The 24,751-nt window shown below is 71.0% G+C and carries 25 protein-coding genes and 1 pseudogene; 11 read left to right on the forward strand and 15 right to left on the reverse strand.

Features of this window, described 5'->3' with window-relative positions:
• Window positions 1-3: 3 nt before the first annotated feature.
• From ASG51_RS03655 to uraD, 3 genes are all read right to left on the reverse strand, one after another.
• Entirely contained in the window at window positions 4-264 is a 261-nt protein-coding gene (locus ASG51_RS03655) for a hypothetical protein (RefSeq protein ID WP_056379178.1), read from the reverse strand.
• A 38-nt stretch (window positions 265-302) separates the two neighbouring features.
• Window positions 303-500, reverse strand: coding sequence for a hypothetical protein (locus ASG51_RS03660; RefSeq protein WP_056216702.1), 198 nt, complete (start codon window positions 498-500; stop codon window positions 303-305).
• A 152-nt stretch (window positions 501-652) separates the two neighbouring features.
• The gene (gene uraD / locus ASG51_RS03665; protein ID WP_056379180.1) at window positions 653-1,534 is read right to left on the reverse strand and encodes a 2-oxo-4-hydroxy-4-carboxy-5-ureidoimidazoline decarboxylase; all 882 of its coding nucleotides are present in this window, start codon (window positions 1,532-1,534) and stop codon (window positions 653-655) included.
• A 165-nt stretch (window positions 1,535-1,699) separates the two neighbouring features.
• Here uraD and ASG51_RS03670 point away from each other — a divergent pair, with 165 nt between their 5' ends.
• Window positions 1,700-2,068 carry a hypothetical protein gene (locus tag ASG51_RS03670; RefSeq protein WP_056379182.1) on the forward strand — a complete coding sequence of 123 codons (369 nt, stop codon included), beginning with the start codon at window positions 1,700-1,702 and terminating at the stop codon, window positions 2,066-2,068.
• A 267-nt stretch (window positions 2,069-2,335) separates the two neighbouring features.
• A complete protein-coding gene (locus ASG51_RS03675) occupies window positions 2,336-4,891 on the forward strand; it encodes an EAL domain-containing protein (protein ID WP_056379183.1) in 2,556 nt (851 codons plus the stop codon).
• Here ASG51_RS03675 and ASG51_RS03680 read toward each other — a convergent pair.
• Complete coding sequence (locus tag ASG51_RS03680) at window positions 4,882-6,846, reverse strand: alpha/beta hydrolase domain-containing protein (protein WP_056379186.1); 1,965 nt, start codon at window positions 6,844-6,846, stop codon at window positions 4,882-4,884. The two genes, ASG51_RS03675 and ASG51_RS03680, sit on opposite strands and share 10 nt — an antisense overlap.
• Window positions 6,847-7,057: 211 nt before the next feature.
• Here ASG51_RS03680 and ASG51_RS03685 point away from each other — a divergent pair, with 211 nt between their 5' ends.
• The 3 genes from ASG51_RS03685 (at window position 7,058) to ASG51_RS03695 (ending at window position 9,903) form a co-directional block, all read left to right on the forward strand.
• Complete coding sequence (locus tag ASG51_RS03685) at window positions 7,058-8,395, forward strand: nucleobase:cation symporter-2 family protein (RefSeq protein WP_056492252.1); 1,338 nt, start codon at window positions 7,058-7,060, stop codon at window positions 8,393-8,395.
• A gap of 35 nt (window positions 8,396-8,430) precedes the next feature.
• Window positions 8,431-9,273, forward strand: a complete 843-nt coding sequence (gene pucL, locus ASG51_RS03690) for a factor-independent urate hydroxylase (RefSeq protein ID WP_056270220.1) — start codon at window positions 8,431-8,433, stop codon at window positions 9,271-9,273.
• A 378-nt stretch (window positions 9,274-9,651) separates the two neighbouring features.
• Window positions 9,652-9,903, forward strand: a complete 252-nt coding sequence (locus ASG51_RS03695) for a hypothetical protein (RefSeq protein ID WP_056348942.1) — start codon at window positions 9,652-9,654, stop codon at window positions 9,901-9,903.
• Between the two features lie 168 nt (window positions 9,904-10,071).
• Here the strand turns inward: ASG51_RS03695 and ASG51_RS03700 are convergent, their stop codons facing one another.
• The 7 genes and pseudogenes from ASG51_RS03700 to puuE form a co-directional block, all read right to left on the reverse strand.
• Window positions 10,072-10,551, reverse strand: a complete 480-nt coding sequence (locus ASG51_RS03700; protein ID WP_056379327.1) for a flavin reductase — start codon at window positions 10,549-10,551, stop codon at window positions 10,072-10,074.
• A 95-nt stretch (window positions 10,552-10,646) separates the two neighbouring features.
• The gene (gene rutD / locus ASG51_RS03705; RefSeq protein ID WP_056379188.1) at window positions 10,647-11,426 is read right to left on the reverse strand and encodes a pyrimidine utilization protein D; all 780 of its coding nucleotides are present in this window, start codon (window positions 11,424-11,426) and stop codon (window positions 10,647-10,649) included.
• Between the two features lie 6 nt (window positions 11,427-11,432).
• Window positions 11,433-11,822 carry a pyrimidine utilization protein C gene (gene rutC / locus ASG51_RS03710; RefSeq protein WP_056216684.1) on the reverse strand — a complete coding sequence of 130 codons (390 nt, stop codon included), beginning with the start codon at window positions 11,820-11,822 and terminating at the stop codon, window positions 11,433-11,435.
• A 127-nt stretch (window positions 11,823-11,949) separates the two neighbouring features.
• On the reverse strand, window positions 11,950-12,702 hold the full coding sequence (gene rutB, locus ASG51_RS03715; RefSeq protein WP_056216682.1) for a pyrimidine utilization protein B: 753 nt from the start codon (window positions 12,700-12,702) through the stop codon (window positions 11,950-11,952).
• Window positions 12,702-13,835 (reverse strand): pyrimidine utilization protein A, encoded by a 1,134-nt coding sequence (rutA, locus tag ASG51_RS03720; RefSeq protein WP_056216680.1) that lies wholly within the window; start codon window positions 13,833-13,835, stop codon window positions 12,702-12,704. The genes rutB and rutA overlap by 1 nt, the downstream gene beginning before the upstream one ends.
• A 253-nt stretch (window positions 13,836-14,088) precedes the next feature.
• A complete protein-coding gene (gene rutR, locus ASG51_RS03725) occupies window positions 14,089-14,754 on the reverse strand; it encodes an HTH-type transcriptional regulator RutR (RefSeq protein WP_056379190.1) in 666 nt (221 codons plus the stop codon).
• A gap of 87 nt (window positions 14,755-14,841) precedes the next feature.
• Window positions 14,842-15,735: pseudogene (gene puuE / locus ASG51_RS03730) on the reverse strand (allantoinase PuuE); the annotation flags it as partial.
• Between the two features lie 208 nt (window positions 15,736-15,943).
• Here puuE and ASG51_RS03735 point away from each other — a divergent pair.
• From ASG51_RS03735 to ureG, 6 genes are read left to right on the forward strand one after another with little or no spacing between them, the layout of a single operon-like run.
• Complete coding sequence (locus ASG51_RS03735) at window positions 15,944-16,564, forward strand: urease subunit gamma (protein ID WP_056216674.1); 621 nt, start codon at window positions 15,944-15,946, stop codon at window positions 16,562-16,564.
• 4 nt (window positions 16,565-16,568) lie between these two features.
• A complete protein-coding gene (gene ureC, locus ASG51_RS03740) occupies window positions 16,569-18,296 on the forward strand; it encodes an urease subunit alpha (RefSeq protein ID WP_056379192.1) in 1,728 nt (575 codons plus the stop codon).
• Window positions 18,297-18,349: 53 nt separating this feature from the next.
• Entirely contained in the window at window positions 18,350-18,832 is a 483-nt protein-coding gene (locus ASG51_RS03745) for a DUF29 domain-containing protein (protein ID WP_056379194.1), read from the forward strand.
• Window positions 18,833-18,881: 49 nt separating this feature from the next.
• Window positions 18,882-19,391: an urease accessory protein UreE gene (locus ASG51_RS03750; RefSeq protein ID WP_056379196.1), complete on the forward strand. Its 510-nt coding sequence runs from the start codon at window positions 18,882-18,884 to the stop codon at window positions 19,389-19,391.
• A complete protein-coding gene (locus ASG51_RS03755) occupies window positions 19,384-20,058 on the forward strand; it encodes an urease accessory UreF family protein (protein ID WP_056216666.1) in 675 nt (224 codons plus the stop codon). Before ASG51_RS03750 ends, ASG51_RS03755 begins: the two co-directional genes overlap by 8 nt.
• Before the next feature lie 23 nt (window positions 20,059-20,081).
• On the forward strand, window positions 20,082-20,711 hold the full coding sequence (gene ureG / locus ASG51_RS03760) for an urease accessory protein UreG (protein WP_056216663.1): 630 nt from the start codon (window positions 20,082-20,084) through the stop codon (window positions 20,709-20,711).
• Between the two features lie 77 nt (window positions 20,712-20,788).
• On the opposite strand, the gene ASG51_RS03765 is transcribed toward ureG, so the two are convergent.
• The 4 genes from ASG51_RS03765 to ASG51_RS03780 form a co-directional block, all read right to left on the reverse strand.
• Window positions 20,789-22,474, reverse strand: a complete 1,686-nt coding sequence (locus tag ASG51_RS03765; RefSeq protein WP_056379199.1) for a methyl-accepting chemotaxis protein — start codon at window positions 22,472-22,474, stop codon at window positions 20,789-20,791.
• A gap of 216 nt (window positions 22,475-22,690) precedes the next feature.
• Complete coding sequence (locus ASG51_RS03770) at window positions 22,691-23,431, reverse strand: molybdopterin-dependent oxidoreductase (protein WP_056379202.1); 741 nt, start codon at window positions 23,429-23,431, stop codon at window positions 22,691-22,693.
• Window positions 23,424-24,149 carry a cytochrome b/b6 domain-containing protein gene (locus ASG51_RS03775; RefSeq protein WP_056379204.1) on the reverse strand — a complete coding sequence of 242 codons (726 nt, stop codon included), beginning with the start codon at window positions 24,147-24,149 and terminating at the stop codon, window positions 23,424-23,426. The genes ASG51_RS03770 and ASG51_RS03775 overlap by 8 nt, the downstream gene beginning before the upstream one ends.
• An 11-nt stretch (window positions 24,150-24,160) precedes the next feature.
• On the reverse strand, window positions 24,161-24,748 hold the full coding sequence (locus ASG51_RS03780; protein ID WP_056215686.1) for a class I SAM-dependent methyltransferase: 588 nt from the start codon (window positions 24,746-24,748) through the stop codon (window positions 24,161-24,163).
• Window positions 24,749-24,751: the final 3 nt, after the last annotated feature.

Genomic DNA, 24,751 nt, shown 5'->3' on the forward strand with positions numbered 1-24,751 from the left:
GCCTCAGGGACGTCCGGGCGGCGTCGAAGGCGCCTCGGTCCCGTGCACCGGCCGCTCCTCGATCGGAATGCCGCCGGCCCGGGGCGGAACCGGGATCGCGTCGCCGCTGCGGATCGCCTCCGCCTCGTTGCGGGGGCCGGCCCGCCCCTCGGTTCCCCCCGGGGCGGTGGCAGCCTCCATGCCGGCGGGCGCGCCGACGCCCTGGGCCAGGACCGGTCCGGCAAGGCCGAGGGAGAGGCTGAGAAGGCTGAGCACACGGATCATGCGGTCTGGTTTCCTGGAAGCGGATGGTCGAGGCGGTTTCAACGGTGGCGGCGGGTGAGCGCCGGCTGGTGGCGGGCCTTGTGCCGGTGTCGGAAGGCGGAGCGGCCGCGCAGGCCGCCTGGGGCGGTGACCCGGGGCTGGCCCCCCGGCGCGATCAGGGTGCCCTGGGCCCGGGCGGCTGGGGCAAACATCAGGGGACCCGTCAGGAGCAGCGCCGCGGCAAGACCGCGCGCCATCAGGGTCCGAACCGAAAGCCGATGCGTCAAATCCCATCCTCCCTGCGCCCCACGTAACCGGGGGCGATCAAGTTGCACGCAAAGGACATGCCGGAGCGGACTGAAATCACAAGGCTTTGTCACATCGTGCCGATGCCGCGGTCTCGGACCGCTCAACTGCCGCGATAGGTCTGGTAGCTCCACGGGCTCGCCACCAGGGGCACGTGGTAATGCCCTTCCGGATCGGCGACCCCGAAGCGCAGCGTGACGATGTCGAGGAAAGGCGGTTCGGGCAGGCCCGGACAGGTGGCGCGGAAGTGATCGCCGATGCGGAAACGCAGCTCGTAGGCGGCCACCGGAACGGGGCGTCCGCCGATCAGCGGCGCATCGGTGCGCCCGTCGGCATTCGTCACCGTCCGGGCGACCAGCACGGTCTCGGTCTCCGACACCCATTCGTGGAGCTCCACCGGGATCCCCGGCGCCGGCCGGCCCGCCACGGTGTCGAGGACGTGGGTGGAGATCCGGCCCGTGACGCGCGGCGCACCCGGCCCGCTCACCAGGGTGCCGAGGCGAAGGGCGGCGATGCGGAACATCTCTGCGAGGGCGGTCCGGCGCTCGCTCTCCGGGTCGGCGGCGAGGCGTGCCTGAAAGGTGCGCAGCAACGAGGCGCGACCGTGGCGCTTGACGCAGAGGATGAAGGGAAACCCGAAGGTCCGGCCATAGGCCGCATTCAGCGCCGCGAACCGCGCCTCTTCCGCCTCCGAGAGCCGATCGAGGCCGGCGGCCGCCTGCTCGGCGATGGAGTCGGGGGCGATCGTGCCGGCGTGGGCCGCACGCCCGGCCAGCTCGGGATGGTTGGTGAGAAGGGCGTGGCGGGCCGCCTCGGGCGCGGCGTCGACTGCCTCCTGCAGGGCGGCGAGCAGGGCCTGGACGGTGGGGAACGGCCGCTTCGCGGCGGCGGCCTCGGTGACCCAGGGCGCGTGCTCGAACACGGCCCCGAGGGCGGCAACGAAATCGCCGTGCGAAGCCTGGTTCAGGGCGTCGAGGGTCGGCATCGAGGATCCATCCCGCGCAGGTCGGAGGGCCGCGCAAGCCATAGCAGGCAGCGGGCCATCCGGCGCGGGCGCGTCGCCGCGCAAGGATCGCCAGGCGCGTGAAAATGTGGTCTGGCCGACGCTCCCGCTCGATCGATGAATGCCGGACGGGCAGCGAGGCCAGCCATGATCCGCAAGACGCACCTTCCGCCCGACGCGACGCTGATCCAAGTCGCCGGTGAGCTCGCCGAGCCCGAGGAGTACCTACGCCGGCTCCTCGGGAACATGCGATTCTGTCAGAAACGGCACGGCGACGCCCTGGTGCGGATCGGGGTGACCGGGAAGGGCAAGGGCCGGGGTCTCAGCCCCTCTTACCGGATCGACTACCGGGTGGACGGGGTCGAGACGGTCTTCAACGGATTCGGCGGCACCTCGCACAGCGTCTTCACCGAAACCAACGTCCGCGAGACGAACTGGAGCCGGGCCCACGCGACGATCCAGGAGGTCCAGCGCCTCTACGACGACCTGCGCAAGGGCCCTCCCCGCGCACCGTAAGCCTGCCGGAGACTCCCGTCCGTCGCCTGCCGATCCGACTTCAGGAGAAGGAGGGATCGGCATTTGGCGGAACTGTATGAATTCATACATTCGAAAGTCTGCTGTGTGAGATGAAGGAAGGCTCGATGCTCAATTCTATAGCAAGCGATCGGCTGTTTCGGGTCGATTAAAGGTTGCATGTCAGATCTCACGGACCAGAAACCCGTGGGTGTGATGAGAATGGCCGGAGTGTCGCCGTCTCGGAGTGAGCCAGTAGCTGTCGAGGTCTTGAGCCAACCTGCGCCGGACCCGGAGCTGGACGCCGTATGCCGGACAGCGGCCGCGCTCTTCGGCGTTCGCTACGCCTTCGTCTCGCAACTGGACGGCGCCTGTCAGTGGTTCCTCGGCCGCGAGGGCCTGATCCTTCCGGGCACGCAGCGGGAGATCGCGTTCTGCGCCCACACGATTCGCGGCGAAGCCCATGCGCCCCTGATCGTGCTCGATACCCGTCGTGATCGACGTTTCGCCGCCAATCCGCTGGTCACGGGAGCCCCGTTCCTGCGCTTCTATGCCGGCGTGTCGATCGCTCTGGGTGACGGCCGCCATGCCGGCACCGTCTGCATTGCCGACACCGTTCCGCGCACCGGCTTCAGTGCGGCCCAGGTCCGGCGCCTGTCCGACCTTGCCCTCTTCGTCGAGGCGACCCTGCGCGGGCGCGCCGCCGAGTCGGAGGCCTGTCAGGCGCGCCATCGGGCCGAGGCCTCGGACACCCTCCTCCGCACCACCCTGGAACGCATGGATCAGGGCCTGCTGATGACTGATGCCGCGGACCGGATCCGGATCTTCAATCGCCGCGTGGCGACTCTGATAGGTGTGCCGGAGGAACTCCTCTACGACGGTGCGCCCTTCGCGGCCGTCCGGGCCCACCAGGCGGCGACCGGCGAGTTCGCTCACCTGCCCGACGCCTTGCGAGCCTGGCTGGAGTACGGTGCACCGGAGGCCCGCATCTACGATTACGAGCGCGTCCGCCCCGACGGGACCGTGCTTCAGGTCCGCACCCTGCCCCTGCCGCGGGGCGGGCTCGTGCGGACCTTCACCGACATGACGGCGCGCCGGGCGGCTGAGAGCGCCCTGCGCGCGAGCGAGGGCCGCTATCGGCTCCTCGCCGAGAATGCCAACGACGTCATCGTCCTCGGCGATATCGCCATGCGCTGCCTCTACGTCTCGCCCGCCGTGCGGACGGTCCTCGGTTACGAGCCGGAGGACCTCATCGGAACCACCGCGGCCGAGTTCTGCCACCCTGATGACGCAGCGGACCTTACGGAGCACTGGTCTCAGCTGAAGGCGGGTCGGGAGGGGCGGTTCGTCACCTGCCTGCGGCATCGTCACAAGGCTGGTCACTACGTCTGGATCGAGGCCTCCGTCCGCGTCCTGCCGGATGCGCAGGCCGAGGACCGGATCACCTACGTGGCGACCCTGCGCGACGTCAGCGCCCGTCGTGAGGCCGAGGAGCGGGTCCGTCACATGGCGCTGCACGACGCCCTGACCGGACTGCCGAACCGGACGCTGTTCCGCGACCGCCTGGATCAGGCGATCGCCCATGCACGCCGGGTTCGGACCGGCTTCGCGGTGCTGGCCTGCGACCTCGATCGCTTCAAGGCCGTCAACGACAGTCTCGGCCATCCGGCCGGCGACGCGTTGCTGCGCATCGTCGCCGAGCGGATGCGCGCGGCTCTGCGACCCTACGATACCATCGCCCGCCTCGGCGGCGACGAATTCGCCATCGTGCTCACCTATCTCGATGACGCGCGGGAAGCGGCCTGCCTCGCGGAGCGGCTGATCGCGGCGGTGAGCGAACCGATCGATCTCGACGGGCAGAGCGTCGAAGTCGGCGTCAGTATCGGCCTGACCGTCGCGACGGAGCAGGACTGTGACCCGGACGAGCTGTTCAAGCGCGCCGACATCGCCCTTTACGAGGCCAAGGCGGCGGGGCGGAACACCCATCGGGAGTTCGAGCCGGATGCGGGGGCGCGCATCGCCACGCGCGGTCTCCTCGCCCTCGACATGAAGGAAGCGATCCGCCGCGATGCCTTCCATCTCGCCTACCAGCCCGTGGTCGATGCCGCGACGGGGACGGTGGTGGGCTTCGAGGCCCTGATGCGCTGGCGCCATCCCGTGCAGGGCGATCTCGCGCCCGGCGCCTTCATTCCCCTCGCCGAGGAGACGGGGCTCATCGTGCCTCTCGGCGCCTGGGCCCTGCAGGAGGCTTGCCGGGAGGCGGCGGGCTGGCCCGCGCCGATCCGCGTCGCGGTGAACGTCTCGGCGGTGCAATTGCGGCGCCCGGGCCTCGAGGCCACGGTGCTGTCGGCCCTGGCCGCGAGCGGCCTCCCGGCGAACCGCCTCAAGCTGGAGGTGACCGAGAGCATGCTGATGCAGGATGCCGAGGCGGTCCTCGCCTGCCTACACCGTTTGCGGGGCCGCGGCGTCCGGATCGCCCTCGACGATTTCGGCACCGGCTACTCCTCGCTGAGCTACCTGCGCCGCTTTCCCTTCGACCAGATCAAGATCGACCGTTCCTTCATCCGCGACATCGCCGATCCTGATGCCGCCGCGATCGTGCGGGCGGTGGTCGGCATCGGCGAGCGCCTCGGCATGGGCATCGTCGCCGAGGGCGTCGAGACCCCGGAGCAGCTCGACCTCGTGCGCCGGGAAGGCTGCACGCAGGTCCAGGGCTTCCTGTTCAGCCGGCCGCTGCCGCCGCGGGAGGCGTCCGCTTACATCGCGGCCCGTGCCGACCGGGCCGGAGCCTCACGGGGTCCGCGCGTGGCCGCCGGTCAAGGCTGAGCCTCCGCCGCGCGGGCGGCCGCGACGAGGCGTTCCGCGTCCTCCTTCAGGAGCAGCCGCTCCGCCACCAGGCCGTCCGCCGCGCGGGCAACCGCCGCCGTCCGGTCGCCCCGGGTCGGGTAGCGCTCGGCCAGGGAGCGGCGCGGGTCCCCCTTCGCCTCGCGCTCGGCCCGGGTCTCGGCCAGGGGCAGCCGACTGCCCTCCCGGTCGCAGAGCTCGCCCGCCGGGAATGGCTCGGCGTAGAGGTTCCAGCCGGTCTGGGTCGCGAGCGGGGCAGCGACGTCGGGCAGGCGGATGCCGGCGATCTCGTGGCCGTCGGCATCGACTTTCGGCACCAGGGGGCGGTACTGCGAACCGCCCTCCGGACGGGGATCGACGGCGCTGGCGAAGCGCGCGATCGCGTTCGGGGCATCCGGCAGGCGCAAGCCCGGGATGTAGGGAAACCCGGTCTCCGCGGCGGGCACCAGCGTCCCGTCCGCGAGCTTCGGCACGCGGCTCGGCGGCGGCGCGACCCCGCGGGCGACCCAGTCCTCCAGGGCGACCAAGAGGGCGCGCAGGGCCGGGGCGGGGCTCAGGGTGTTGCGCGGATGGAGGCACGGCCCGCGGGCCGCACTCAGGCCGGCGCGCCCGTAATGGAATCCGCTGGAGACGAGATAGGCCCGGGCGGTGTCCGGCAGGGCGACGTCGGTTTGGCCCAGGGAATCGGTGGTGAGGAGCGAGGCCCCCTTCTGCCAGTACTCGGTGCTGGTGTTGACCTCCATCAGCAGCGGGTCGAACCCGTCCCCGCGCAGCAGCGAGCCGGTCCGGCCGGTGACGGGATCGTGCTGGGGAGCGGCCGAGAACGGGAACGCGTTCTCGGGGTAGAGGTGGTCCTCGTGCTGGGTGTTGGTGCGCGAGGGCTGGCCGAAGCGGGCATTGAGGTACACCCCGCCGATGCCGGAGATGTGCAGCAGCATCCCGTCGAAGACGCGCCGGCCGTCCTCGTCCTGATTGAAGCCCTGGTGGATGTAGTCCCGCAGGAAGCGCCCGCTCTGGGAGATGCCGAGGGCGACCGCGTGGCGGATCGCGCCGCCCGCCGGGTTCTCGGACGAGGCCGGTCCGCGGAGATGGGCGACGACGTCCCGGGTGGCGGCGAAGCCGATGCCGAGCACCTTCGGGTTCGCGGCCGGATAGGTCAGGGTGTAGAGTGTGCCCGGCTCCGGCTTGACGGTGGCGGGCAGGAGGCGGAGCTCGCCGGGCCCGGCGAAGGTCCAGGCACCGTCCGGGACGGGGCGCGGCGTGTCCGCCTCCCGGCGGCGCACGGTGAGGCGGGCGCCGGCCTTGTCGGGGTTCGCCGCCTTGAAGGTGAGGAAGAACGGCGCCTCGGGCGGCCCCCGGGTGGCGCTCACGAGTTCGTCCCGCACGGTCTCGACGATGGGCGCCCCGCCTTGCGTGGCTACCGGTACGTCGATCGCCATGCCGCCCAGCTGACGCAGGGCCTCCGCCTCCCAGCCCGACCAGACCACGGTGTCACCCCGGCGCAGGACCAGGGCGGTGCCCGCATCCTGGGCGGTGCGCGGATCGTTCACCGCCTGGGCCGCCTGCGGGGGCGCGTCGAGGACCCAGTTAAACAGGAACTTCCGGCCGCGGTTCAGCGCCTCGTAGAGCAGCGTGCCGCTGGCGCGGGCGGGATCCTTCGGCCGGAGCATGAACAGGTCGGTGCTGTATTCCACGAGCCCGCGCGTGTTTCGGGGCGCCCGTATGAGGTCGACAATGCCGGCGTTGCGCGGGTCGGCCGGGTCGAGCTCCCCGCGCACGACGCCGATCACCCGTTCGTAGGCGCCCGCCTCGCCGAAGCTCTGGCCGTCGGCGAAGGGCTCGACGGTCCGGATCTCGACGGCGGTGACCCGGGCCAGGGCCGGCTGGGCGAGGCCCGCGCAGAGGAGCGCGCCCACGAGAGCGGTGGTCCTGACCATGTGCCTGTTCCTCGCCCGACCAGCGTCAAGCTGCGCTGTTGGTCCGGATCTTACACCGGACCGCCCCACGGTCGAGGGCGTGCGCGCCGCCGGGTGAGGATCGGCCGGATGGCACGTGGTTTGCGGACCTCGGGACCGGCAGCCCGGCGGGGCTCGCGGGACGGGGGACCGACGCGTGGATCACGGTTCTGCTCAGATCAGCCCGGCCCGGATCGTCCCGGCCACCCGGGTTCCTCCGGTGGCGCTCGGCCTGCTCGCCCTCCAGCACGTCCTGGTGATGTATGCCGGGGCCGTGGCGGTGCCGCTCATCGTCGGGCGCGCCCTCGGGCTGCCGCCCGAGCAGGTGGCGATGCTGGTGAGCGCCGACCTGTTCGCCTGCGGCCTCGCCACCCTGATCCAGAGCTGGGGCCTGCCCGGCATCGGCATCCGCATGCCGGTGATGATGGGCGTGACCTTCGCGGCGGTGACGCCGATGATCGCCCTGGGCACCAACCCGGCCCTCGGGCTCGCGGGCATCTACGGCGCCGTCATCGTCGCGGGCCTGTTCGCGCTCCTCGCCGCGCCCCTGGTGGGGCGTCTCCTGCCCCTGTTCCCGCCGGTGGTGACCGGCACGGTGATCCTCGTCATCGGCATCTCGCTGATGCGGGTGGGCGTGAACTGGGCCGCCGGCGGCCTCGGCAACCCGCGCTACGGGGCCCTGCTCTATCTCGGCCTCGCGCTGTTCGTCCTCCTCGTCATCCTGGGCCTGACCCGGTACGCCCGCGGCTTCGTCGCCTCGGCCTCCGTGCTGATCGGCATCGTGGTCGGCATGGCCGCGGCGGGAGCCTTCGGCCTCGTCGACCTGTCGCGGGTGGCCACGGCGCCGTGGTTCGACGTGGTGCGGCCCTTCGCCTTCGGGGCGCCGACCTTCGACCTCGTCGCCAGCCTCACCCTGTGCCTCGTCATGGTGGTGGTGATGATCGAATCCACCGGCATGTTCCTGGCGCTCGCCGAGATCACCGGCGAGACCGTGGACGCGGCGCGCCTGATCCGGGGCCTGCGCGCCGATGGCCTCGGCACCGTGCTGGGCGGGGTCTTCAACACCTTCCCGTACACCGCGTTCTCGCAGAACATCGGCCTCGTCGGCGTCACCGGCGTGCGCTCGCGCTGGGTCGCGGTGATCGGCGGCGTGGTGATGCTGGTCCTCGGCCTGATCCCGAAGCTCGCCGCCCTGGTGGAGGCCGTGCCGCCCTGCATCCTCGGCGGGGCCGGGCTCGTCATGTTCGGCATGGTGGCGGCCACCGGCACCCGCATCCTCGGGGCGGTGGATTTCGCCGCCAACCGCAACAACCTGTTCGTCGTCGCGGTGTCGGTGGGCTTCGGCCTGATCCCCCTGGTGGCGCCCGCCTTCTTCAAGCAGATGCCGGACGTGCTGCATCCGCTGCTGGAATCCGGCATCCTCCTCGCCGCCCTGTCGGCCGTGAGCCTGAACCTGTTCTTCAACGGGCTCGGCAGTCGGGCGGACGCCCGGGCCGCGGCGGCCCGCCTCGCCCACGCCGCCGAGGCGTGAGACCCTCGGCGTCCCATCACCGGAGGAGACCCATCATGGCCCTGACGAAGGCACGCTACGGCAAGGGTCGGGTGCGGGTGCTCCGGCTCGCCCGGGAGAGCGCCCGCCACGCGGTGCGCGAACTCACCCTGACGGTGCTGCTGGAAGGCGATTTCGGCGCGGCCTGGACGGCGGGCGACAACCGGCAGGTGATCGCCACCGACAGCATCAAGAACATCGTCAATGTCACGGCCGCCCAATACGTCGAGGCCGAGACCGAGGCCTTCGTCGGCCACGTCGCCGCCCTGTTCCTGGAACGCTACGCGCAGGTCGCCGCCGTCACCATCGAGGCCCTGGAGACCCGCTGGCTGCGCCGGACCGTCGACGGGGTGCCGCACGCCCACACCTTCACCCTCGACGGCAACGGCGCGCCCTTCGTCCGCCTCGTCGCCGACCGGACCGGCGCAGTGCTGCAATCGGGCCTGCGCGGCTACACCCTGATGAAGACCACCGAATCCGGCTGGGCCGATTTCGTCGACGACGCCTTCCGGACCCTGCCCGACACCCACGACCGCATCTGCGCCACCAGCATGGACGCGACCTGGACCTGGACCGCGCCGCCCACCGACCCGGTGGCGACCAACGCGACGGTGCTCGACACGCTGATCACGGTCTTCGCCACCACCTACAGCGCCGGCGTGCAGGACAGCATGTACCGCATGGGCGAGGCGGTGCTGGCGGCCCGGCCGGACATCGCCGAGATCCACTTCGCGATGCCTAACAAGCACTACCTCCCGATGAACCTCGCGCCCTTCGGCATCGCCCACGGGGGCCAGGTCTTCCTGCCCACCGACGAGCCGCACGGCCAGATCGAGGCCACCCTCACGCGCGGCGCCTGACGCCGCGACGCGGCCCCGGACGGATCGGATCACGGCGATTCCGCCTCCGGGCGGGCCGGCGCGCCACAACCCGCTTCCCGAAAATCTGGCCGTGCGCGTGCCGATCCGCACACGGCGTCCGGAATCGTGCCAAGGCAGCCACGTTGCCGAAAAGAGGGGCGGTCTCCGCCCAAGGCATGGAAATCACTGAGGATTCCGAAGCTTTCCGGTGCTTCCACTGGGGGATGGGCGCCGGACCGCATGCTGCTTTGCTCATCCTTGATGCACGCGCATCGAGCAGTCCGTGTTGTTTTCGGTGGCATACGCGCACAGATTGCAGGAACTCGAACACGCCCCCTCGCGTCTTTGCGAGACGTGTTCCGATCAAGGATCCCTGCCATGCGCCATCGTCACCTCACCGCCGCCCTCGCCATCGCCCTGGGCCTGTCCGCGTCCGGAGCCCTCGCCCAGAGCTACACCGCGCCTGCCGGCATCCCGGCGGCCGTGGCGCCCGCCGGTCTCGAAGGTCGGGCCGCCGCCAACAACCTGAACGCGTTGCGCCGGAGCCATGGCCAGCCCGTCGCGCAGCGGCACCTCACCGATGACCTCACCACCGGTTCGGTCCGCGCCCCCCGCACCGACCGCTGGTAAGTCCCGGGTCCGATCCGTTCGCCGCCTTCGGGATGCCGAGCGGCACGCGATCTCGCGGGCAAGCCTGCGCGGTCCGATCCCGACGACGGCCGGTGTTCCCAGGCGGGGGCGCCGGCTGTCGTCGTTCCGGGAGCCCCCGTTTCCGGAGGGGTCCGGGGCGGATGGCGTTCAGGCCGCCGCTTCGCGCGGGGCCACGACGCCGAGCGGCACGGTGTGATAGCGTCGATCGGCGTAGACGAGGCCGTGCCCGTCGCCGGGTTCGGCCAGGCCCACCACCTCGCAATAGAGCACGTCGTGGGTGCCGACCGCGTGACGCCCGACGATGCGGCAATCGAAGGCGGAGAGCGCCCCGGGGAGGGCCGGCGCTCCGGTCACCAGGGTGGTCCAGGTGGCCGCGGCGAAGCGCGTCTCCATCGGGGTGCGCCCGCCGAAGGCCGCCGCGATCTCGGATTGCTCCGCCGCCAGGGTGTTGACGCAGAGCACGTCGTTGGCGCTCACGGCCGCGTAGGCCGAGGACGACCGGTTGATGCAAACCAGCAGCGTCGGCGGCCCGTCGCTCACGCTGCACACCGCCGAGGCGGTGAAACCGGCCCGGCCGCCCGGCCCGTCGGTGGTGACGAGATGGACCGCGCCGGCCACGCGCGCCATGGCGCCGCGGAAGGCGTCGGCCTCGACGGGAAGGGTGTCGGCCTCGACGGATGATGGGTGCGCCGCGTCGCTCGGCCTCGTCTGGCTCACGGTGATCACTCCTGTCGGTCGAGGAACGCCACGAGCGTCCGGTTGAAGGCGTCGGCGCGGGTGACGCTGTGCGCGTGGCCGCCGCTGGGGACCCGGTCGAGCTGCGCGTTCGGCAGGCCGCGCGCAAGGTCTTCCGAACACAGATAGGGCACCAGGACGTCGTCGTCCGCCGCCATCACCAGCGTCTCGTGCGGGATGTGCGGGAGATCCGCCGTCAGGTCGAAGGCCTCGAGGGCGGCGATCCGGGCCAGGACGGTCTCGCGCCCGGGGAACTGCGCCAGGGCGTGCGCCTCGTCCTCGGCCACCCGGGCCGCGTTCCGGGACAGCCATTCCGCCGGGTAGAGGAAGATCGCCTGGGCGCGGACATAGGCCTCGGGGCTCTCGGCCAACAGCACCTTCCGGGCGGCAAAGCAGCGCTTCGTGGCGGAATCCGCCCGCGCCCAGCCGTTGACCACGGCGAGGCGACCGACGCGCTCCGGGGCGGTCCGGGCGAGTTCGAGGCCGATCAGGCCGCCGAGGGCGTGGCCGACGACGTCGCAGCGTTCGACCCCGCAGGCTTCCATCACCGCGAGGGCGTCCCGGGCCATGGCGGCGATGTCGTGGCCGGGCTCCAGGCTCCCGCCCGAGCGGCCGGTGCCGCGATGGTCGTAGGTGATGACGCGGAACCGCTGGGTCAGCGCCGCCATCTGCGGCGCGAAGTAGGCGGCCGAGCCGCCGAGGCCCGCCGAGAGCAGGACCGTGCGGTCGCCGATGCCGTGGACGGCATGGTGGAGCGATCCGGCCATGCCGCCTCAGGCCCCGCCCACATGCGCCACCGAGGCGATCTCCACCAGGGCGTCGGGCTTCACCAGGCCGCACTGGATGCAGTAGCGCGCCGGCTTCTCGCCGGGGAAGTACTCGGCATAGACCCCGTTGATGGCAGCGTAGTCGGCCCAGTCCTTGAGGAAGACGTGGTTGAAGGTGACGTCGTCCATGCTGCCCCCGGCGGCGGCGACCACGCCCTTGATCGTCTCCAGCACGTGCCGGGTCTGGGCGGCGGCGTCGCCCACGTGCACGACGTTGGCCTCGGCATCGAGGGGCAGCGTGCCCGAGACGTAGAGGACGCCGTCCGCCAGGGTGCCGGGAACGTAGGGGGCCAGCGGCTTGCCGGTGCCGGGCGGGATGATCGCGGTCTTGGGCATCTTCGGGGGCTCCTCGGAGGATATCTGAATCGGGGCGACTCCGCGCAGGAGGCGCCGACGTGTCTTCCTGCCCGCGTGGGGAGGGGGAACGCGGTCCGGCACGGGGTCCGGCTTCGCGCCGGCGGCCCTATGCGGCGGCCTCCGTGCGATCGAGGTCCGGTGCGACGGCCGCCTCGAAGGCGGCGACGTCCGAGACCCAGCCGAAGAAGGTCTCGATGTTGGCGAGCGCCCCCGCCTGCAGGGCCGGCGGGCCTGCCTGGTGGGTGGCGTCGGCCAGCACGATGCCGAAATATTCGAGGAAGAAGCCGTCGCGCAGGGTCGATTCCACGCAGACGTTGGTGGCGATGCCGGTGAAGACCAGGGTGCGGATGCCGGCCGCGCGCAGCAGGCTGTCGAGCTGGGTGTTGTAGAAGCCGCTGTAGCGCGGCTTGCCCAGTACGATGTCGCCGGGCTCGGGCCGGAGGGCGTCGACCAGGGCGTAGTCCCAGGTTCCCTTGGCCAGCAGGCGTTCGTTCATGCCCGGCTGGGCCCGCATGGTCTTGAGGGCGTTGGACTTGTGCCAGTTCGGCGAACCCGGTCCGCCGGCCTCGACGTAGTCCGGGTCCCAGCCGTTCTGGAACCAGACGATCCGGATCCCGGCGGACCGCGCCGCCGTCACCGCGCGGGCGATCTGCGCCACCACCGGTCCGGTGCCCGAGACGTCGAAGCCGGCGAGATCGAGGTAGCCGCCCGGGCTGGTGTAGGCGTTCTGCATGTCGACGACGATGAGCGCGGTGGCGGATCCGTCGAAGGCGATGGGTTCGGGCCGGGCCGCCAGGGTGATGCCGCCCTGGCGCCCCTCTGCGTCGGTGTAGCCGGCTGGTCTTGCGCTCTGGTCCATCACGCCACCTTGACCATGGTCTCGGCGTCCCCTGCGGCGGGGGCGTCGTCCGCGATGTGGGCGCGGCTCTTCATCAGGGGCTGGATGCGGGTGCCGTAGGCGTCGAGCCCCTTGAGGAAGTCGTCGAACACCAGGAGCACGCCCTCGGTGCCCGGCACGGTGGCGACCTCGTCGAGCATCCGCGCCACCTCGGCGTAGGAGCCGACCAGCGTGCCCATGTTGATGTTCACCGCGGAGGTCGGGTCCGCCATCTGGCGCACGTTGGTGTCGGTGCCGGACTTGGTGTCGGCGGCCCCCTGGACCCCGAGCCAGGCGATGGCCTCCTGGTCGGCGCCGGCCTTGTAGTGCTCCCAGGTGGCGCGGGCGGCCTCGTCGGTCTCGTCGGCGATGACCATGAACAGCACGTAGGAGGAGACGTCGCGGCCGGTGGCGGCCATCCCCATCGTGGCCTTGGCCTCCTCCAGCCGCGCCACCGTGGGGGCGAAGGCCGTGGGCGTGTTCACGCCCTTGCCGAAGCAGAAATTGTAGTCGGCGTACTTCGCCGTGAACGCCATGCCGGCGCTGGACTGGCCGGCGCAGATGATCTTCATCGCGGCCTGCGGGCGCGGGCTCAGGCGGCAATCGTCCATCTGGAAGAATTCGCCCTTGCGGTCGCAGACCCCCGTCTCCCACAGGTCGCGCAGCACCTGTGCGTATTCCGAGAGGTACTCGTACCGGCGGGAGAAGTATTCGTCCCCGGGCCACAGGCCCATCTGCGCGTATTCCGGCCGCTGCCAGCCGGTGACGAGGTTGAGGCCGAAGCGCCCGTTCGAGATCGAGTCGATGGTCGCGGCCATGCGGGCCGTGATGGCGGGGGGCATGCACAGGGTGGCGGCCGTGGCGAACAGCTTGATCCGGCTGGTGACGGCCGCCAGGCCCGCCATCAGGGTGAAGGATTCGAGGTTGTGGTCCCAGAACTCGGTCTTGCCGCCGAAGCCCCGCAGCTTGATCATCGACAGCGCGAAGTCGAGGCCGTAGCCCTCGGCCTTGAGCACGATCTGCTTGTTCAGCTCGAAGCTCGGCTTGTACTGCGGCGCGTTCTCCGACAGGAGCCAGCCGTTGTTTCCGATCGGTATGAAGACGCCGACGTTCATGGCAACCTCGCTCGCACGGGCAGGACCCGACTGAAGGACAAGACTTCGCAACAGGCACGGACTGGACAAAGCAAGACGAGGGCCTGTCGGGACCGGACGGGAGACTGGAATCACCCCCGGCACCGACGATCCAACTCTATTCAGACCAAATGGTCAAACTCCATTCGGCGTTTTTCCGGCGGTTGCATAAAGTCTCTTCGGTTTGCCCAGCGGTTGAGCGATCCCTGCCCAGATCGGCGGCGGATTCCGCCCCCTACGGTCTCGGATTCAGGCCGAGGCCCGCCAGGATCAGCTCCTGCGTGCTGCCGACGACCGCTTCGAAGAAGGCCGGATCGTCGAGGCTGCGCCCGGTGACGGCATCCACCTGCACGGCGAAGTCGGCATAGTGCTGGGTGATCGCCCAGATCGAGAAGATCAGGTGATGGGGGTCGTGTGGGCCGATCCGTCCCTGCGCGCTCCAGCTCCGGATGACGGTGGCCTTGGCCTCCACGAGGTCGCGCAAGGGGCCTTCCAGCTCCGGCCGCAGCAGCGGCGCCCCCTGCACGATCTCCAGGCAGAACAGGCGCGAGGCCTGGGGCGCGTCGCGCGACAGGGTCAGCTTGGCGCGGATGTAGTGCCGGAAGGCTTCGACCGGCTCGCTGTCGGCGTCGAAGGCCTGGAGCGGATCGAGCCAGACCGCGAGCACCCGGCGCAGGACCGCGACGTAGAGCGCCTCCTTGGAGGGGAAGTAGTAGAGCAGGTTGGTCTTCGAGAGGCCGGCCCGCTCGGCGATGCCCTCGACGCTGGCGCCGTGCAGCCCGACGCTCGAAAACAGGGCGAGCCCCGCATCGAGGATCATCACGCGGCGCGCCTCGCCGTCCTTGCGGCGCCGGCGCGCGGGCGGGGGGGCGACGGCGGCGTCCGGGCTGGTCTCTGTCATGGCCCGCATCGAAGCCCGCGGCGGCGGCGCCTGGCAAGGGGGGCGAGCCGGCATGTCCCGCGCTATTGCGGCGCGCCGCCCTCAGGCGGGCGGGTGCGTCCGCATCCAGTGCTCGGCGATGTCGATGCGCCGGGCGATCCAGACCCGGTCGTGGGCGGCGATGTGGTCGAGGAAGCGGACCAGGGCGCCGATCCGCCCGGGCCGGCCGACGAGCCGGCAATGCAGGCCCACCGACATCATCTTGGGCGCCTCCGCCCCCTCGGCGTAGAGCGCGTCGAAGGTGTCGCGTAGGTAGGTGAAGAGGTGGTCGCCCGTGTTGAAGCCCTGGATCGCCGCGCATTTCATGTCGTTGGCGTCCAGCGTGTAGGGCACCACCAGGCCCCGGCCGCTGGGCTCGTCGATCCAGTACGGCAGGTCGTCGGCGTAGGAATCGGCCAGATAGGTCATCCCGGCCTCGATCCCGAGGTCGAGGGTGTGGGGCGAGGAGCGCCCGGTGTACCAGCCGCGCGGGCGGGCGCCCGTGATCTCGGTGTGGATGCGGATCGCCTCCTCCATGTGCGCCTTCTCCTCGGCGCGGGTGAAGTCGCGGTAGTCGATCCACTTGAGGCCGTGGCAGGCGATCTCCCAGTCGGCCTCCCGCATCGCCGCGGCGACGTCCGGGTGGCGGGCGAGCGCGGTGGCGACCGCGAAGGCGGTGACGGGAATTTTTCGCGATTGGAACAGCCGCCAGAGGCGCCAGAACCCGGCCCGCGAGCCGTACTCGAACAGGGATTCCAGGCTCATGTGGCGCTGGCCCGGCCAGGGCTGCGCCCCGACGATCTCCGACAGGAAGGCCTCGGAGGCCGCATCCCCGTGCAGGATGCAGTTCTCGCCCCCCTCCTCGTAATTCAGCACGATCTGCACCGCGATGCGCGCGCCGTCGGGCCAATGCGGGTGCGGCGGGGTGCGGCCGTAGCCGACGAGGTCGCGGGGATAGGTCAACGGCCGGCCCTCGGGACGGAGAGAAGGATCGCCCCCGCTGTTCGGCCGGGGACCCGCATCCTGTCAACCGGAGGGCGGGCCGCGGCAAGCTTGCGCTCGCTGTCCAGGGATGCATCCATGCGCGCCGCGTTCCCGGCGCGCGGTTCCGCCGCGCACGGTCCTTGCCTTCCCGGGCCCGAGACGTCCGCGCCCAACCTCCGAGGTCCCCGTGCTCCTGACCCCACGCGAAAAGGACAAGCTCCTCCTCGCCATGGCCGCGCAGGTGGCCCGCAACCGGCTCGGCCGCGGCGTGAAGCTGAACTACCCGGAGGCGGTGGCGCTGATCAGCGACTTCGTGGTCGAGGGCGCCCGGGACGGGCGCTCGGTCTCGGAGCTGATGCAGGCCGGCGGGCACGTGCTCACCGCCGAGCAGTGCATGGACGGCATCCCCGAGATGATCCACGACATCCAGGTCGAGGCGACCTTCCCGGACGGGACCAAGCTCGTCACCGTGCACCACCCGATCCGGGGCGCGGCCTCGGCGGAGGTGCCCGGCACCGTGACCACGCAGCCCGGCGAGATCGTCTTCAACGCCGATCTGCCCCGCACGGTCGTGACGGTGTCCAACGTCGGCGACCGGCCGATCCAGGTCGGCTCGCATTACCACTTCTACGAGGTCAATCCCGGCCTGACCTTCGACCGCGCGGCGGCGCGCGGCCAGCGCCTCGACATCGCCCCCGGCACGGCGGTGCGCTTCGAGCCCGGCGTGACCCGGGAGGTGGTGCTGGTGCCGCTCGGTGGAGGCCGCACCGTGTACGGCTTCCGCGGCGACGTGATGGGAGCGCTCTGACGCCATGGCCAACATGCCCCCCCGCGCCGCCCTGCCCCGGGCCGCCTATGCCGACATGTTCGGCCCCACCACCGGCGACCGCATCCGCCTCGCCGATACGTCGCTGGTGATCGAGGTGGAGCGGGACCACACCACCTACGGCGAGGAGGTGAAGTTCGGCGGCGGCAAGGTCATCCGCGACGGCATGGGGCAATCCCAGGTCACCAACCAGGACGGCGCCGTCGACACCGTCATCACCAACGCGGTGGTCCTCGACCATTGGGGCGTGGTGAAGTGCGACGTCGGCCTCGTGAAGGGCCGGATCGCCAGGCTCGGCAAGGCCGGCAACCCGGACATCCAGCCCGGCGTGGACATCGTGGTCGGCCCCGGCACCGAAGTGATCGCCGGCGAAGGCAAGATCCTCACGGCCGGCGGGTTCGACAGCCACATCCACTACATCTGCCCGCAGCAGATCGACGAGGCCCTGTGCTCGGGCATCACCACGATGCTCGGAGGCGGCACCGGGCCGGCGCACGGCACCTTCGCCACCACCTGCACCCCCGGCCCCTGGCACCTCGCCCGGATGATCGAGGCGGCGGATGCCTTCCCGATGAACCTCGCCTTCGCGGGCAAGGGCAACGCCGCCCGGCCCGAGAGCCTGGTGGAGATGATCCGCGCCGGCGCCTGCGCCCTCAAGCTCCACGAGGACTGGGGCACCACCCCCGCGGCCATCGACACCTGCCTCACGGTCGCCGACCTCCACGACGTGCAGGTGATGATCCACTCCGACACCCTCAACGAATCCGGCTTCGTCGAGGACACGATCCGGGCCTTCGCGGGGCGGACCATCCACGCCTTCCACACCGAGGGGGCGGGCGGCGGCCACGCACCGGACATCATCAAGGTGGCGGGGCTCGCCAACGTGCTGCCCTCCTCCACCAATCCGACGCGCCCCTATACGAAGAACACCATCGACGAGCATCTCGACATGCTGATGGTGTGCCATCACCTCGACCCGGCGATCCCCGAGGATCTGGCCTTCGCGGAGAGCCGCATCCGCCGCGAGACCATCGCGGCCGAGGACATCCTGCACGACATCGGCGCCCTCTCGATGATGTCGTCGGACAGCCAGGCCATGGGCCGGGTCGGCGAGGTCGTCATCCGCACCTGGCAGACGGCCGACAAGATGAAGCGCCAGCGCGGCGCCCTGCCCGGGGACACCTCCGGCAACGACAACCTGCGCGCCCGCCGCTACGTGGCCAAGTACACCATCAACCCCGCCATCGCGCACGGCGTCTCGGCCCATATCGGCTCGGTGGAGCCGGGCAAGCTCGCCGACCTCGTCCTGTGGAATCCGGCCTTCTTCGGGGTGAAGCCCGATCTCGTCATCAAGGGCGGCGCCATCGCCACCGCCCCGATGGGCGACCCCAACGCCTCGATCCCGACGCCGCAGCCGGTGCATTACCGACCGATGTTCGGGGCTTGCGGCCGGGTGCCCTTCGCCACCGCCCTGACCTTCGTGTCGAAGGCGGCGATCGAGGACGGGCTCGGCGACCGCCTCGGCGTGCAGAAGCGCCTCGTCGCCGTCGAGAACGTGCGCGGCGGCATCTCGAAGAAGAGCATGATCCTCAACGACGCCACCCCCGACATCGAGGTCGACCCCGAGACCTACGACGTCCGCGCCGACGGCGAATTGCTGGTCTGCGAGCCCGCCGACGTCCTGCCGATGGCGCAGCGGTACTTCCTGTTTTGAGGCGATCCGTTCCGTTTTGCGGTAGGATGCGGCCGACGCCCGCGGAGCTTTCCATGTCCAAGGCTGCCCTCAGCCCATCCCAGGGGCACGAACTCTACGAGGCTGATCTCTATCTGTGGACGCAGGATCAGGCCGCCCTGCTGCGGGCGGGGCGACGGCAGGACATCGACTGGCACCACATCGCCGAGGAGATCGAGAGCTTGGGCGGATCGCAGAAATCCGAGATCCGGGCTCGGCTCGCCGTGCTGTTGCAGCACCTGCTGAAGTGGGAGCTTCAACCGGAACAGCGGAAATACAGCTGGCGTGCCTCGATCGTCGAACCGCGCCTTCAGATCGAGGGGCTCCTCGAGGTCAGCCCGAGTCTCCGGGCTTGGCCGGAGACGGTCCTGACCAAGGCCTATCAGCTCGGGCGCGTCCGCGCGGCGAGCGAGACCGGGCTGGCGGAACAGACCTTTCCGTCGCCGTGCCCCTACACCCTGGCGCAGATCCTGGACGATGACTTCTATCCCGGCCCCATCGAGCCCCGCTTCACCTGATGAAACCCGCCGCTCCCGTGATCCCCCGCACCGCATCGTCCCACGCCCCATGATCCGCGCCACGAAAGTCCTGCGTCGCGACGCGCTCGCCGGCGAGATCGTCGACCGCATCGTCCTCGACCACGGCGACCGGCACCGCCGGCGCGTGGCGATGCGCAGCGCGGGCGGGCTGCGCTTCCTGCTCGACCTGCCGGAGCCCACCGTCCTCGACGACGGCGACGCCCTGGTGCTGCAGGACGGGCGGCTGGTCTGGGTCGAGGCCGCGCCGGAGCCGCTGCTGGAGATCCGGGCCCCCGACGACCACGCCCTCAAGCGCCTGATTTGGCACATCGGCAACCGGCACATCCCCGCCGAGATCGGCGCCGACGCCGTCTATATCGGTTTCGACCACGTGCTCGCCGAGATGGTGCGGGGCTTAGGCGGCAGCGCCGAGCCGGTGGAACGCCCGTTCCGGCCGGAGGGTGGCGCCTATGCGGGCGCGGCCGCAGTCCACCCCCATCACGGCCACTCCCATCACCACGACGGCCATCACCACGACCATCCGCACGACCATGATTGAGGCCCTGCGCCTGATGGCGTGGCTGTCGCCGGGCTACCCGGTGGGGGCCTATGCCTACTCGCACGGGCTCGAGGGCGCGGTGGAGAGCGGTGAGGTCGGCGACGAGGCCTCGCTGACGGCCTGGCTCGCCGACGTGCTCGAACACGGCTCGGGCCGCAACGACCTGATCCTGGCGGCGCACGCCCATGCGGCGGCGCGCGCGGACGACGCCGCCGGGCTCAGCGAGGTCAACGACCTCGCCCTGGCCCTCGCCCCATCGCGAGAGCTGCACCTGGAGACGAGCCAGCAGGGCCGCAGTTTCCTCGACGCCACCGTGGCGGCCTGGGGTACGCCCGGCCTCGACCGGCTCGCCGCGGGCCTGACCGGTGCGGTCGCCTACCCGGTGGCCGTCGGGCTCGCGGCCGGGGCCCACCGCATGGCGTTGGTCCCGGTGCTCGCCGGCTTCGGTCTCGCCTTCCTGCAGAACCTCGTCTCGGCGGCCCTGCGCTGCGCGCCCATCGGCCAGAGCGCGGGCACCCGGATCATCGCCGCCCTGACACCGCGGGTGACGGCGCTCGCCGCCACGATTCCGGCCCTCTCGCTCGACGATCTCGGCAGCGCCACCCTGAACCTCGACCTCGGCTCGTTCCGGCACGAGACCCAGTATTCCCGGATCTTCCGCTCCTGAGGCCCCCTCTTGAGGATCGTGTCATGAACTCCGCCAACGGCTCCGCTCTCAACGGCCCGCTCCGCGTCGGCATCGGTGGCCCCGTCGGCTCCGGCAAGACCGCCCTGATGGAGCAGCTCTGCAAGCGTTTTCGCGATACCTACGAGATCTGCGCGATCACCAACGACATCTATACGAAGGAGGATGCCCGCCTCCTCACCGTGGCCGGCGCCCTGCCGGAGGAGCGGATCATGGGCGTCGAGACGGGGGGGTGCCCGCACACGGCGATCCGCGAGGACGCCTCGATCAACCTCGCGGCGGTGGCGGAGATGCGCCGGCGCTTCCCGAAGCTCGACCTCATCCTGATCGAGTCCGGCGGCGACAACCTTGCGGCCACCTTCTCGCCGGAGCTCGCCGACCTGACCCTCTACGTCATCGACGTGGCGGGCGGCGAGAAGATCCCCCGCAAGGGCGGCCCCGGCATCACCCGCTCGGACCTCCTCATCGTCAACAAGACCGACCTCGCGCCCCTGGTGGGCGCCGATCTCGGCATCATGGAATCCGACACCAAGCGCATGCGCGGCGCCCGGCCCTACGTGTTCTCGTCGCTCCGCGACGGCCACGGGGCGGACGCCATCGCGCGCTTCGTGGTGGAGGCGGGCGGCCTGAGCTAGCCGGGTGCCGTGAGCCTCACAAAAAAGAAGGGCCCGGAACGCGCCCCTTCTCGTGTCCTGGCGATCGTGGGCACCGCTCAGGCGGCGCGCACGGTGGCCAGGAAGCGCTGGACCTCGGCGCTGAGGTGCTCGGACTGGCGCGAGAGCTCGGAGGCGGCGCCCAGCACCTGGGCGGCGGCCGCGCCGGTCTCCTCGGCCGCGCCCGCCACGCCCGCGATGTTGGCCGTCACCGCCCCCGTGCCCATCGCCGCCTGCGCCACGTTTCGTACGATCTCCTGGGTGGCCGCCCCCTGCTCCTCCACCGCCGCCGAGATCGAGGTGGCGACACCGCTGATCTCGCGGATGCGCGCCGCGATCCCGTCGATGGCCGCCACCGCCTGGCCCGTCGAGCCCTGGATCTGGCTGATGTGCTCGCCGATCTCCTGCGTGGCCCGCGCCGTCTGGTTGGCCAGCTCCTTGACCTCGGCGGCCACCACCGCGAAGCCTCGGCCCGCCTCGCCGGCCCGCGCCGCCTCAATGGTGGCGTTCAGCGCCAGCAGGTTGGTCTGCCCTGCGATCGAGGTGATCATCGTGACCACGTCGCCGATGCGCGCCACGGCCGTGTTCAGGGTCTGCACGAAGGTGGCGGTCTGAGCGGCCTCGGCCACGGCGGTCTGGGCCATGGCGGCCGAGCTGCCGACCTGGCGGCCGATCTCCTGCACCGAGGAGCCGAGTTCCTCGGCCGCGGCCGCCACGGTGTTGACGTTGGCGGCGGCCTCGTCGGCGGCCGCGGCCACGCTGCTGGACTGGTTGGCGGTCTGGGTGGCGGTGCCGGCCATGCTCTGGGCGGTGGCCTGCAGCTCGGTGGCCGAACTCGTCACCATGCCGAGGATGCCGCCTACCGCCCCTTCGAAGCTGTCGGCCATCGCCCGCATCGCCGCCTGGCGCTGCGCTTCCGCCCCGGCCCGTGCCAGGACCGTCTCCGCCTCGAGCTTGCGGGTCTGGAGCAGGTTGTCCCGGAACACGCTCACGGCGGCGGCCATGTCGCCGATCTCGTCGCGGCGGGTCCGGGACGGAATCTCCACGCCGGTGTCACCTCCGGCCAGCCTGCCCATGGTGCGCGTCATGCGCTCGATCGGACGCGCGACGCCGAACAGGCTGAACAGCATCGCGCCGAGGGCCGCCACCACCGAGATCGCCATCGCGATCCAGGCCGTGAGCATGGCCGAGCCGGCGCTGGCCATGCTCAGCGCGGTGCTGCGCTGGGCGCCCTCCCGGTTGAAGTCGACCGCCCGCTGCAGGGCCCGGATGGCGCCGTTGTTCAGGTCGGCCATCGCGGCGCTGGTGGTGAGCGCCAGGGCGTCGGCCTGGCGGCCGGCCTTCATGAGGTCAATGACTTTCTGCTGGCCCTCGGTGTAGCGCGACCACAGGGGCGCGAAGGAGTCGTAGAGCGCCTTCTCCTCGGCGGAGCTGATCAGCGGCTCGTAGGTCCGGCGCAGGCCGTCGAGGGTCTTCAGGGCGGTGTTCAGGCCCGCCTCGTTCTCGGCCAGCGCCTGCGGCGTCTCGGAGGCCACGACGAAGCGGTACAGCTTCACCCGCACGTCGCGCGTCGCCGTGCTGATCGTGTTCACGACGTTGACGGAGGGAAGCCAGTTCGTCGCGACCTCGTTCACCTCGCGCTCGATCGCCCTGAGCTTCACGACGCTGACCACGCCTTGACCCGCCGCGGCGACGCCGAGCAGAGTTGCCGAACCGATCAGGATGGATTTCAGGGATACGCGCATCGTTGAGGGACCGTCCGGATTTGCATTCCGACCGGAGGAAACAACTGCGTGCTTAACACGACGTTATCGGATTGGCGCAGAGAGTAACGATAACTGTTTTGTTATGTTTCCGATGTCCGATGCCGCCTCGGCGATGACGTACAGGGTTGTCCGTTCAACGCGCGATGAAACTCGCTATACGGTCCAGTGGCGCCCGGATACACGCGCCGCGTGAGATCAAATGCCCGCGTACCAGGGGAAGCCGAGCTCGGCGACCATGCTGCCGCGCCCCTTGCCGAGCACGTCGACCCGGTCCACGGCCTCGATGGCGCTGATGTACTTCAGGCTCTTGTAGCCGAGTTGGCGCTCGACCCGCAGGCGCACCGGCGCCCCGTGCGCCACCGGCAGGGCGTCGCCGTTCATGCCATAGGCAAGGATGGTCTGCGGGTGGAGGGCGTCGAACAGGTCGTAGCTGTCCCACCAGCCGTCGACGCTGCGCACCACGATGAAGCGCGCCTCCGGCCGCAACCCGACCTGCGCCAGCAGGTGGGCCAGGGGCACGCCGGTCCAGCCGCCGATGGCCGACCAGCCCTGCTCGCAGGCATGAAGCGTGATCTGGGTGCGGGCCGGCATCGCCTTCAGGTCGGCCAGGGAGAAGGCGCCCGGGCGCGCCACGAGGCCGGTGACCGGAAGCGTCCAGTCGGAAAAACCCAGCGCCTTCGAGCGCTGGTAATCGGGGTTGTCCGGGTCGGTGGTGTTGATGGTCGGGAACACCGCCGAGATCGCCTCCGGCCCGAACTCGCGCACCAGGGGCTGGTGGCGCTGGAGCCAGCGCTGGACCGCGAAGGTCAGGCCGTTGCTCCAGTCATAGGGGGTGGCGAGCCGCGACAGCGCCGGGGCGTCGCAGCCGCCGAGGAGGCCGGCGCCGATCAGGCTGCCCGAGCCGGTGAGGAGGCGGCGGCGCGAGAGGTCACGCATCGGGGGGCTCCGCAAAGGTCGCCCGGACCCTCTCCGGGGGAACCCGGAAGCGTCCGGTGATCATCGACCGCATCAGGTTGCCGGCCCCGCCGACGAAGACCTGGGCCACGTGGATGACGAGGAAGAGCACGAGGAGGCAGGCGACGGCGAAGTGCAGGGTGCGCGCCGATTGCCGGCCGCCGAACAGGGCGAAGAGTTCCGGGTAGGCCGCCGTGACCCCCGGCGACATGGTCAACCCGGTCAGCACCATCAGCGGAAACAGCACGAACAGGACGACCAGATAGGCGAATTTCTGCAGGGCGTTGTAGCGCAGGGCCTCGCGCCCGCGCGCCGGCTTGAGGCGGGCGTGGTCGGCGATCTCGCGGGCGAGGTGGCCCGGGGCCAGCTGATCGCGATCCGGCACGAGGTCGCGGGCGAAGTGACCGCCGACGAAGGCCACGATGAGGTAGACGATCCCGTTGAGGACGAGCACCCAGGCGGCGAGGAAGTGCAGGTTGCGGCCCCAGCCCGTCTGCTCGAGGTTCACCGGCAGCGGCAGCTCGAGGGCGGCCGGCGCCCCGTTGGCCCCGGTCTCGCCCCAGAACAGCCGCGGCAAGGCCAGCAGGATCGCGATGCCGCTGGCCAGGAGGGCGAGGAACGCGACGGCGTTGAGCCAATGGGTCATGCGCACCCAGGCGGCGTGCCGGTGAACCAGGGACGGGCGCGGCTCCTCCGCCATCGGGGGCCGGCTCACGCGGGCGCCCGCAGCACGTCGAGGCGATAGCGCTCGGTGCGGCCCCTGCGGTCGGGTTCGAGGGCGCCGCGGGTGAGATCGATCAGCGTCTCCACCGCCGCATCGGCGCTCAAGGGGAAGTTCGTCTCACCGAGCCAGTGGACCAGGATGACCTCGCCCCCCGGTTTCAGGGCCGCCACCAGGCGCTCGGCGATGCGGGCCAGATCGTCCGGCGTGAAGAAGTACAGCACCTCCGAGAGCACCACGAGGTCGAACCGGCCGGGGGGCCACTCCGCCGGCACCGCGGCGCGCCGGAACGCGACGTGGGGGCACGCCGCACAACGGGCGCGGGCGGCATCGAGGGCCGTCTCGGCCACGTCGAGGGCGAGCAGCCCCGCGCAGCGGTCGGCCAGCCGGCGGGTCAGCACGCCGATCGAGCACCCGACCTCCAGGGCCTCCGGGTAGGTCTCGCGGCCCAGCGCCGCCAGGGTGGCGTCGTACTTGGCGTGCTCGTAGGGACTGGTGGTGAAGTCCCACGGATCGGGGTTCGCGGCGTAGAGATCCGTGAAGTAATCCGGCGGCAGCGTCTGCGGGGAGCGTCTCATCAC

The sequence above is a fragment of the Methylobacterium sp. Leaf465 genome (assembly GCF_001424705.1).
GTDB lineage: Bacteria > Pseudomonadota > Alphaproteobacteria > Rhizobiales > Beijerinckiaceae > Methylobacterium.